General features: G+C 56.8%; 9 protein-coding genes. 5 read left to right on the top strand and 4 right to left on the bottom strand.

Annotation, left to right across the window (positions count from 1 at the left end):
* Both VN114_RS02970 and VN114_RS02965 read left to right on the top strand, forming a co-directional pair.
* On the top strand, positions 1 to 1,219 hold a 1,219-nt coding region (locus VN114_RS02970; RefSeq protein ID WP_325511833.1), incomplete at its 5' end, for an ATPase domain-containing protein.
* A 4-nt stretch (positions 1,220 to 1,223) separates the two neighbouring features.
* On the top strand, positions 1,224 to 1,586 hold the full coding sequence (locus tag VN114_RS02965) for a response regulator (protein ID WP_325511831.1): 363 nt from the start codon (positions 1,224 to 1,226) through the stop codon (positions 1,584 to 1,586).
* A 168-nt stretch (positions 1,587 to 1,754) separates the two neighbouring features.
* Here the strand turns inward: VN114_RS02965 and VN114_RS02960 are convergent, their stop codons facing one another.
* Positions 1,755 to 1,961, bottom strand: a complete 207-nt coding sequence (locus tag VN114_RS02960; protein WP_325511829.1) for a hypothetical protein — start codon at positions 1,959 to 1,961, stop codon at positions 1,755 to 1,757.
* Positions 1,962 to 2,316: 355 nt separating this feature from the next.
* Between VN114_RS02960 and VN114_RS02955 the strand changes: the two genes are divergently transcribed.
* Positions 2,317 to 2,922: a hypothetical protein gene (locus VN114_RS02955; RefSeq protein ID WP_325511827.1), complete on the top strand. Its 606-nt coding sequence runs from the start codon at positions 2,317 to 2,319 to the stop codon at positions 2,920 to 2,922.
* A 6-nt stretch (positions 2,923 to 2,928) separates the two neighbouring features.
* Here VN114_RS02955 and VN114_RS02950 read toward each other — a convergent pair whose 3' ends face one another.
* The 3 genes from VN114_RS02950 to VN114_RS02940 all read right to left on the bottom strand — a co-directional run bounded on the left by VN114_RS02950 (position 2,929) and on the right by VN114_RS02940 (position 6,116).
* Entirely contained in the window at positions 2,929 to 3,657 is a 729-nt protein-coding gene (locus VN114_RS02950; RefSeq protein ID WP_325511825.1) for a YoaK family protein, read from the bottom strand.
* Between the two features lie 231 nt (positions 3,658 to 3,888).
* Positions 3,889 to 4,434 carry a DUF2569 domain-containing protein gene (locus tag VN114_RS02945; RefSeq protein ID WP_325511823.1) on the bottom strand — a complete coding sequence of 182 codons (546 nt, stop codon included), beginning with the start codon at positions 4,432 to 4,434 and terminating at the stop codon, positions 3,889 to 3,891.
* An 86-nt stretch (positions 4,435 to 4,520) separates the two neighbouring features.
* Positions 4,521 to 6,116: a gamma-glutamyltransferase family protein gene (locus VN114_RS02940; protein ID WP_325511821.1), complete on the bottom strand. Its 1,596-nt coding sequence runs from the start codon at positions 6,114 to 6,116 to the stop codon at positions 4,521 to 4,523.
* 177 nt (positions 6,117 to 6,293) lie between these two features.
* Here VN114_RS02940 and ugpQ point away from each other — a divergent pair, with 177 nt between their 5' ends.
* A complete protein-coding gene (gene ugpQ, locus VN114_RS02935; protein WP_325511819.1) occupies positions 6,294 to 7,064 on the top strand; it encodes a glycerophosphodiester phosphodiesterase in 771 nt (256 codons plus the stop codon).
* Positions 7,065 to 7,200: 136 nt separating this feature from the next.
* Complete coding sequence (alaS, locus tag VN114_RS02930; protein WP_325511817.1) at positions 7,201 to 9,810, top strand: alanine--tRNA ligase; 2,610 nt, start codon at positions 7,201 to 7,203, stop codon at positions 9,808 to 9,810.
* Positions 9,811 to 10,091 lie beyond the last annotated feature (281 nt).

Genomic DNA, 10,091 nt, shown 5'->3' with positions numbered 1-10,091 from the left:
GATGATCAATCATTTCAGTAATTTCTCGTTCTATGACGAGAAAATGATTGGCGACCAGATTATTTTTCACGGCGCTTATTCCAGCCTTGCAAAAGGCGGATTGCGTGAATTTCTCAAGTTGATTACCAGTTCGCTTGCGAGCCAAAAGCCAACCATGCTGATCGTCGATGGCTTTCGATCTGTTCGCAATGCCAGTCCTTCAGATTTGGATTTATCCGAGTTCATGCATATGCTGAATGCGCTGGTTGGATCCATGGGCTGCACCGCGCTCTTGCTTTCGCCTGTCGAAGGCAATGCGCCTGAATCGGAAAACACGCTCGTTGACGGCTTGATCGAACTGAGCCAATACGAACACGATATGCGTCAAATCCGTGAAGTTAAAGTCTTCAAGATGCGTGGCGCGAATCATTTGCTCGGCAAGCATTCGTTTGAAGTGACGCCGAACGGCATCGAAATGTACCCGCGTCTGGAAACGGTCGCCGGCAACAAGAATGCTGCAGCATCGGCGTCTACCGAGTACCTGAGTTGCGGTGTGCCCAGCTGGGATCGGGTGATAGGGGGCGGCGTCATTCGCGCCTCCGTGACCAATCTTCTCGGCAGTCCGGGCGTAGGCAAGACCTCAATGGCGCTGCATTTTATTTATGAAGGATTGCGCAATCAGGAGAACTGCCTGATTGTCGGCTTTTATGAATCACCGGCGCGTCTGATCGAGAAGGCGAAAAAGCTTGGTCTTGATCTGCCACCTTACATTCAGAACAACCAACTGCAGATCATGTGGCACTTGCCGCTGGAAATTCTGGTCGATCGTTTAGCCAGCAATATTCTCGAAAACGTGAATCAGCGCGGTGTCACACGTTTGGTGATCGACGGTGTGGACAGTATGCGCAATATTGCGATGCATCCGGACAGGGCGCCTTCCTTCATGATCGCCCTGGTAAACGAGTTGCGGATTCGTGGCGTGACGACTTTCGTTACCGAACAGCTTCCGTATTTCAAGGAATCCATTCCAGTCGCCAGCTCATCTTCTTCGGCACTGTATGAAAACATCATGTTGCTGGAGTTTGTCGAACATGATGATGTTCATTACAGACAGTTGTCCGTCTTGAAGTTGCGCGAGAACGGCTATGACAACGCCAATCATCTGATGATTATTTCGGATAGCGGTGTCACGGTCGATGGACATATAGCCGACATCAAGAACAAGAACAAGCAAGTTTAAAACGATGAAACTTATCTTACTTGTTGATGATGAAGTTGATACTACGTCGGTATTAACTCTGTTACTTGAACATGCGGGCTATCAGGTCTTGTCGGCATCCAACGGTCTGGAAGCCCTGGACATCATGTCGGAACATTCCCCTGATCTCATCATTTCCGATTGCATGATGCCGTTAATGGACGGACCAAGCTTCTTGAAAGAAGTACGCGGCAATCCCGCGTACGAGGCGACACCGTTCCTGTTGATGAGCAGCGCGCCTGATCAGCACGATCTAAAGAATGCGAAGTTTGATTCTTTCATTCTGAAGCCATTCCAATTTGAAAAATTGATGGCAATCATCGAACCACTCATCAATGTAAAACCGTAATACCGTTCCTTGATTCAACTCAACGGAGCGCTCTGTACTCCGTACTGTTCCCAGTTCGTCAGTTCTTCTGCAAAACCATCAAACTTAATGTCGCATCCGGAATGTTCGCTTCTGGCCGGTAGTTGACTGTCTGGATTCGCCCCTCACGACGCGGCGAACAGCCCCAGGTTATTTCGGCTCCACCACTTTTACCGTGCGCCAGCGAAAGTTGTCGTTATCCGCCGGAATCCACTGCAGGCACCAGGGATTGATGCATTCCTGGCCTTCGGTTCCCGGCGCGACCGCCAGGAAACTTTCCTCGTCGTAGTGCTGCACCTCGGACCGCTGCCAAGTCTGGCAGAACTTGCAGCGAATTTCTCCAAAGCCTTTCTTCATCACATCGTCCACCTGTTATTTATACGGATAGAACTGTCTGATACGAAAGGCAAAAAGCCGAAACGCTCGCAAGCGCCATTTGTCCGGAAAACTGTATGGCTATTCATTCTGCCCGGTTTAATTCAAAAACATGACGTAAAAAATCCGTGAAGAACACCCGTTCAAGCCAGGCAATCTAGTCTAATAAGGCTTCAGAGAATTGTCTATGAAGCAAAAAAGTGAGGCTGGAAATCTCCGCCATTGGCCGATAGCAGACAACGGCGCGATTAGTCGTGATAAAAGAATGCTTCGCGCCTGAATGATTGAAGGCACATGCGGCGAGTCCGCTTGTTTCATAACAGTGAATGCATGCTCAATGAAAAAAATCCTGGCACTTCTTTTGTTGCTGGCTGGCGGTGTGGCGTTTGCTGATGAAAGCGTGGATGTTTGCTACAACTATGGCTGTAATCAGGAAGCCACGGTACGGTTTTCGGATCGGCAATTGCGAACGCTTGCAAAAAGACTGCGATCACTTCCTTCCCCCGCGGAAGAGCGCAAAACCCTGGCGGAGGTCATTGGCCAGATGTATTCCTGGGCCGGACAGCAATCGCCTGTGTACGCAGACAAGGGCGGCAACGCATTTGATGACGAGGTAAATGGCGCAATGGATTGCATCGACCATTCCACGACGACCACGCGGTTCCTCAAGATGCTGGAGCGCAGGGGACTGTTGAAGTATCACGTGGTCGCGGATGTCGAACGTCGTCGCCGGTTTTTCCTGTTCGATCATTTCTCTGCCGTCGTCCAGGAGTTTCCTCGTCCTGTCCGGGCATCGGCGGTTGACCACGGCACGGCGGAAAAATCCAAAACGCATCAATACGTGATCGATAGCTGGTTCGTCGACAATGGCGAGTCGGCGGTGGTTTTGCCACTGGAAGACTGGATGAATGGCGCCGGGCCCAAGGTCGAGCCCAATTACTGACGAACTTCAGCGCGAGGACGGGTTGATGCGCTGCGGCGTGGTTTTCTGCAGTTTCTGGATTGCGCCGCGTTCGATGTAGATCAGGTACAGCAGAATCGCGATCGGCAGAATCAGCGCAAAGAAGCCCACGTACAGGTAGCCGAAGGCGGCAACGATGGCGCCGATGCCGAACGCGACGACCGGCCACAGGACCTTGATGCAGCGTTGCTTGACGTTTTCGTCTGCTGCGCCGCGCAGCCAGTCGACGGCGTCGATGACGAGCTGGGTGACGTTGCCGGTCATCATGGCTGTCGGTGCCTGATGCGACAGCAGCAGGCGGCTGCAGGCACTGTGTGTGCCCATCGCCATGGCGCCGGTCATGCCGGCGAGTTCGGCCAGCAGCGTCGGCGTGTGGCCGATCGGGCTGGCGATTTCGCCCATCAGCATGAAGCCGGCGAGCAGGATGATCTGCAATACGTAGGCGGACACCAGTGCGTGGTGGCCGCGCTTGAGAATGGCGGCGATCTGCAGTCGCGCGACGGCGACGCCGAGGATGTAGGCGGGAAAAGCGAGAAACTTCATTAACAGCGGGCCGCCCTGCGGGTGCGCCATCTCTGCACCGATCAACACGAAGTTGCCGGTGACGTGTCCGGTGAACAGGCCGAACAGTGCGACGAAACCCAATGTATCGACATACCCTGCGAGAAAACCCAGACTGATGTTCTGGACCTTGTGACGTATCTCGCTGCGCTTCATCCAACCTCCGACATTAATGGCAATCAGGCGATGCTAAGGTACAAAAGTTACGAGCATACGAAAAAAACGCCGTTGCACGTGATTTTTCTTCAGCAAAATGCGTGCCGACATGTTGCCGCGAATGTCGTGGCAATGGTCGTTTGCCTTGCGTGATGTAACGCAAGGGAAGGAGAAGACGTTGACGGTGTCGGATGATTCCCCTGGGAGTGCAGGGCGGCCGCTCGGTTTTTGTCAGAAGCCGTCGCCTTCGCGCGCTTCAGTGACAAAGGTGTTCCTGACACGTTTCGATTGAAGAAAGTAAGGCATCCATATGGCGGCGCCGATGGCGGCTTTTGCCAGCTCCGCGAACGCATTTGCGTGGCTTTGAGCTGCAGCGGCCGGGATAAAGGAAGAAAAGACCATATCCGCGACCTGGAGCACGCAGTTGAGCAGCAGCCAGTAAATGTAAAGCTTCGGAACGGTTTTGCGCTTCTTGAAAAAGAGGAAGGCAAGCCAGACGGTGAAGGCGAAAAATGCGATGTTCGCGATGATTTCCCATGCGAGCAGCGCCGCCAGCGGTGGATTATGGAATTCCGTGCCGGGACGAAGAAGCAGGATCCAGACCGAGGGCTTGAAGACCGGGGCGAAGGTTTGATAAAAATCGTATGCGATCCTGATCGGGCTCACGATCATTGCCAGCGCGGGAAGCAGCAGCCAGCCGCCGATGCCGATCGGGGACGGTTGTGCTGCAGGCTCGGAGTCGGCTAATGTCGGCGATGCGGTGCTGATATCGTTCATGATGATTTTTGTCGAGGTGAAAACCGGCAGCTATTAAACCCGAAACGCACTCCGGCGAATACCACCATAAACATGGGATTGCATCATCAATAACCGACCGCCTGGCCGTCGCGTCGCGCATCGCTGGCGGCGATGTAGCCGTCTGCCGTTTTCCAGATGAACTGGCCGGAACCGAAATCCATGTAGCTGTCTGCGATGTTCTCGATCTTGTGCCCGCGCGCGATCAGGGAGGCTCGTACATCGTGCGGCAATGCTTCTTCAACATCGACCGACATGCCGACGTTGACCTTCCAGCGCGGAGCATCGCAGGCGGCTTGCGGCTGCTGGTGATAAGCCAGCATGCGCACGAGGGTTTGCACGTGGCCTTGCGGTTGCATGTTGCCGCCCATGACACCGAAGCTCATCTGCGGTTGCCCGTCTTTGGTGAGAAAGCCGGGAATGATGGTGTGGAAGGGCCGCTTGTTCGGTGCGACACAATTCGGGTGGGTCGGGCTGGTGTTGAAGCCGTGACCGCGATTCTGCAGGCTGATGCCGGTGCAGGGCACGACGACGCCGGAGCCGAAGCCCATGTAGTTGGACTGGATGAAGCTGACCATCATGCCGGATTCGTCCGCGGCGGACAGATAGATGGTGCCGCCCTTCGGCGTGCCGTAACTGAAGCGCGTGGCTTTCTGCTGATCGATCAGCCTGGCGCGTTCGCTCAGGTAACCATCGTCGAGCAGGTCGCCGACGGTGACTTTGGTCATGTACTTTTCGTCGGCAACCCATTTATAGGTATCGGCGAAGGCCAGTTTCATCGCTTCGATCTGCAGATGCTGGCTTTCGATCGAATCGACCGGGAAGCGCGTGATGTCGAGCTTGTCGAGAATGCCGAGCGCGATCAGCGCGGCGATGCCCTGGCCGTTCGGCGGAATCTCGTGCACGGTATGGCCGGCGTAATCCTTCTGGATCGGCGTGACCCATTCCGGCTTGAAGCCGGCGAGATCCGCGAGCGTCATTGCGCCGCCGTGCTCCTTCGCGTAATTGACGATGGCTTCAGCCAGTTCTCCGCGGTAGAAGGCTTCACCTTTGGTTTCCGCGATTTTGGTCAGCGATCTGGCGGCATCGGTGAAGACGAAGTTTTCGCCGACGTGCGGTGCGCGACCGTGCGGCATGAAGGTCTGTGCAAAGCCGGGCTGGTTTTGCAGGATGGGAATCGCGTTGTTCCATTTCTTCTGCACGACGGGTGCGACCATGTGACCGCGTGCGGCCAGTTCGATCGCCGGTTCCAGCAGATCGGCGAATGGCAACTTGCCGAACTTGTCCGACAGCGCGACCCAGCCGGCGATCGCACCCGGCACGGTGACGGAATCCCAGCCGCGTTCGGGAATCAGGTTGTTGTGCTTGTTCTTGAAGTAGTCCGGCGTCCATGCGGCAGGCGACGTGCCGGAGCTGTTCAAGCCGTGCAGCTTGCTGCCGTCCCACACCAGCGCGAAGGCGTCGCTGCCGAGTCCGCACGATACCGGTTCGACAATCGTGATGGCCGCAGCGGCAGCAATCGCGGCATCGACCGCATTGCCACCCTTGAGCAGCATGCGCAGACCGGCTTGCGCTGCCAGCGGTTGCGAGGTGGCGACGACGTTGCGTGCGAACAGCGGGCTGCGGATGGTCGGGTACGGATTGCTCCAGTCGAATGCGTGCATGTGCGGTCCTGATCGATATGGGAAGGCGGATGCGCGGGGTACCGCGAACATCCAGTGGCGCGGACATTCTATCGTCCCTCGCAGGGATATTGCATGCCGATCCGTTTTTGCCCGGCGTGCAGAATAAATTACACTGCAGGCGAGACTGATCAATGACCGATTCAGCGAGGAGCGAACATGTGGCCTTATCCGAAAATCGTGGCGCACCGCGGCGGCGGCAAACTGGCGCCGGAAAATACCATTGCGGCAATGCGTTGCGGATTGAATCACGGCTTTCGCGGTGTGGAATTCGACGTGATGCTGACGAAAGACGGCGTGCCGGTCGTGATGCACGATCCGCAACTGGGACGTACGGTCGCGGGCGAGGGCAGCATTGCCGATCTGACGGCGCAGGAGTTGACGGCGCGCGACGCAGGTGCGTGGTTCGGCGAGGCGTTTGAGGGCGAGCCGGTGCCGACGTTCGAGCAGGTGGCAGCGTTCTGCATGGCAAACGGTCTGTGGATGGATATCGAAATCAAGCCAGTGCCGGGTTTCGAAGATCAGACCGGCTGGGTGGTGGCACAGACGACGCGTCGCTTGTTCGAATCGATGCTTGACCACACTCCCACCGCCTTGCCGTTGTTGTCGTCGTTTTCGTTCGAGGCATTGCAGGCGGCCAAACTGGCAGCACCGGAAATCCCGCGCGGCTTCCTGATGCGCAAGATCACGCCGGATTGGCAGGAGCGCCTGCACGCGTTGAGCGCGATTGCGTTGATGACCAATCATGAGTTTCTGACGCCGCCGCTGGCGCGTGCGGTCAAGGAAGCCGGCTTCGGCCTGTTCTGTTACACCGTCAACGACCCCGTGCGCGCAACGGAAATCATGTCGTGGGGCGTCGATGGGTTCTGCACCGACCGTATCGATCTGATCGGCCCGCAGTTCAGCGGGATTGCGGCGACCGTCAAGTAACGTAAGAACGGGCGATTTTTCGATGGTTTTCCGTGGTTTTTTGCTCGTATCCGACCATGACGGGGAGAGGGCTATTGGACGCTTATCACGTATAATCGACGGTTTCCCCAGCTAACAGCCAATTCCGTCCACGAACATGAAATCGTCCGAAATCCGCGAAAAATTCCTGAAGTTCTTCGAGTCGAAAGGTCACACGATCGTCGCGTCCAGCCCCTTGGTGCCGGGCAACGATCCGACGCTGATGTTCACCAACTCGGGAATGGTGCAGTTCAAGGACGTGTTCCTCGGCACCGACAAGCGTCCGTATGTGCGCGCCACGTCAGTGCAGGCCTGCCTGCGCGCGGGCGGCAAGCATAACGATCTGGAAAACGTCGGTTACACCGCACGTCACCACACGTTTTTCGAAATGCTGGGCAACTGGAGCTTCGGCGACTACTTCAAGCGTGACGCGCTGAAATGGTCGTGGGAACTGCTGACCAAGGTGTACGGCCTGCCGGCCGAGAAACTGCTGGCCACGGTCTATTTCGAGGACCAGGAAGCCTTCGACATCTGGACCAAGGAAATCGGCCTGCCGCCGGAGCGCGTAATCCGCATCGGTGACAACAAGGGCGGCCGCTACAAGTCCGACAATTTCTGGATGATGGCCGACACCGGTCCATGCGGTCCATGCTCGGAGATCTTCTACGATCACGGTCCGCACATTGCCGGCGGTCCTCCGGGCAGCCCGGACGAAGACGGCGACCGCTTCATCGAAATCTGGAACAACGTGTTCATGCAGTTCGACATGGCGGAAGACGGCTCGGTCAAACCGCTGCCCGCACCATGCGTCGACACCGGCATGGGCATGGAACGTCTGGCGGCGATTCTGCAGGGCGTGCACAGCAACTACGAGATCGATATTTTCGACGCGCTGATCAAGGCTGCCGCGCGCGAAACCAATACGAGCGATCTGGCCAACAATTCTCTGAAGGTCATCGCCGATCACATCCGCGCAACGGCATTCCTCGTTGCCGACGGCGTGATTCCATCGAACGAAGGCCGCGGTTACGTACAGCGCCGCATCATCCGACGCGCAATTCGTCATGGTTACAAACTCGGCCAGAAGAAACCGTTCTTCCACAAGCTGGTGAAGGACCTGGTCGAACAGATGGGCGACGCATATCCGAAGCTGAAAGCCGATGCGCAACGCATTACCGACGTGCTGAAGGCGGAAGAAGAACGCTTCTTCGAAACGCTGGCAAACGGCATGGAAATTCTCGATGCGGCGTTGGCCGGCGGCGCGAAAGTCTTGCCGGGTGACGTCGCCTTCAAGCTGCACGATACGTTCGGTTTTCCGCTCGATCTGTCGGCGGACGTTTGCCGTGAACGCGATGTGAGCGTTGACGAAGACGGCTTCAAGGCCGCGATGGAAAAACAGAAAGCGGCCGGTCGTGCGGCAGGCAAGTTCAAGATGGAACGCGCGGTCGAATACACTGGCGCGGGCAACGTCTTCACCGGTTACGAGCATCTTGAAGCGCAAGCCACGGTCGTCGGTTTGTATTTCGAAGGCACTGCAGTGCAAGCGTTGAAAGAAGGCCAGTCCGGCATCGTCGTGCTGGACACGACACCGTTCTATTCGGAAAGCGGCGGCCAGGTCGGCGACCAGGGTGTCATCAGTGCGGAAGGCGTGCAGTTCGGCGTCGAGGATACACAGAAGATCAAGGCGGATGTCTTCGGCCATCACGGCGTGCAGACGCAGGGCACGTTGAAGGTCGGCGACAAGGTCAAGGCGTCGGTCGATGGCGAGCGCCGCGCGGCGACGATGCGCAATCACTCGGTCACGCACATTATGCACAAGGCCTTGCGCGAAGTGCTGGGCGATCACGTACAGCAGAAAGGCTCGCTGGTCGACGCCGACAAGACGCGCTTCGACTTTGCGCACAACGCACCGATCACGCACGACCAGATTCTGGAAATCGAGAAGCGTGTCAACGCAGAGATTCTCGCCAACTCCGATACGCAGGCACGCGTGATGGATATCGAATCGGCGCAAAAAACCGGCGCGATGATGCTGTTCGGCGAAAAGTACGGTGAAACCGTGCGCGTGCTCGACATCGGTTCCAGCCGCGAATTGTGCGGCGGTACGCATGTGCGACGCACCGGCGATATCGGACTGTTCAAGATTGTCGGTGAAAGCGGCGTGGCGGCAGGCGTGCGTCGCATCGAAGCGATCACCGGGGCCAACGCATTGAGCTATCTGCAGGATCTGGAATCGACCGTGCACAGCGCGGCTGCCACGTTGAAATCGCCACCGGCAGAATTACAGCCGCGTCTGACGCAGGTGCTGGATCAGGTCAAGGTGCTGGAACGCGAGATCAATGCGTTGAAAGGCAAGCTGGCGTCGTCGCAAGGCGATGAACTGGTGTCGCAGGCGGTCAATGTCAACGGCATCAAGGTGCTGGCGGCCAGGCTGGAAAATGCCGACGTCGCAACACTGCGCACGACGATGGACAAGCTGAAGGACAAGCTGAAAACTGCCGCCATCGTGCTGGCTGCAGTCAACGACGGCAAGGTCAGCCTGATCGCAGGTGTGACTGCGGACAGCGTCGGCAAGGTCAAGGCCGGTGAACTCGTCAACTTTGTCGCGCAGCAGGTTGGCGGCAAGGGCGGCGGCAAGCCCGACATGGCGATGGCTGGCGGCACGGATGCCAGCGGATTGCCGAAGGCATTGCAGGGTGTCGCTGCATGGGTGGGCGAACGCGCTTAAGGCTCGTTGTGGCACCGCGTTGCAAATAACGGCAGGCAGACTCCAGGGTTTGCCTGCCGTTTGTTCGCTTACTGTTCGCTGGCGTCGGGATGTCGGGATGTTGTTGCGACTGCAATCAATTGTTAAATCGGAAATTTCCCGACGCTACGCAATTTGATCGTCGTGCGATTAAGAGTAGAATCGCCCCTTCGATAGTACTGAGGTGACGCACGACTATGGAATTTATCAAGGACCTCGATGCACGGGGTTTGAATTGCCCGCTGCCGATTTTGAAAACAAAA

The organism is Oxalicibacterium sp. (genome assembly GCF_035565035.1).
In the GTDB taxonomy this organism is placed as follows: domain Bacteria; phylum Pseudomonadota; class Gammaproteobacteria; order Burkholderiales; family Burkholderiaceae_D; genus Oxalicibacterium.
This window is presented reverse-complemented; position numbering and strand designations above follow the sequence as displayed.

Bases quoted from the DNA above. Each gene is read 5' to 3' on its own strand.
- VN114_RS02965 (WP_325511831.1), top strand. From the start codon at position 1,224: ATGAAACTTATCTTACTTGTTGATGATGAAGTTGATACTACGTCGGTA.
- VN114_RS02960 (WP_325511829.1), bottom strand. From the start codon at position 1,961: ATGAAGAAAGGCTTTGGAGAAATTCGCTGCAAGTTCTGCCAGACTTGG.
- VN114_RS02955 (WP_325511827.1), top strand. From the start codon at position 2,317: ATGAAAAAAATCCTGGCACTTCTTTTGTTGCTGGCTGGCGGTGTGGCG.
- VN114_RS02950 (WP_325511825.1), bottom strand. From the start codon at position 3,657: ATGAAGCGCAGCGAGATACGTCACAAGGTCCAGAACATCAGTCTGGGT.
- VN114_RS02945 (WP_325511823.1), bottom strand. From the start codon at position 4,434: ATGAACGATATCAGCACCGCATCGCCGACATTAGCCGACTCCGAGCCT.
- VN114_RS02940 (WP_325511821.1), bottom strand. From the start codon at position 6,116: ATGCACGCATTCGACTGGAGCAATCCGTACCCGACCATCCGCAGCCCG.
- ugpQ (WP_325511819.1), top strand. From the start codon at position 6,294: ATGTGGCCTTATCCGAAAATCGTGGCGCACCGCGGCGGCGGCAAACTG.
- alaS (WP_325511817.1), top strand. From the start codon at position 7,201: ATGAAATCGTCCGAAATCCGCGAAAAATTCCTGAAGTTCTTCGAGTCG.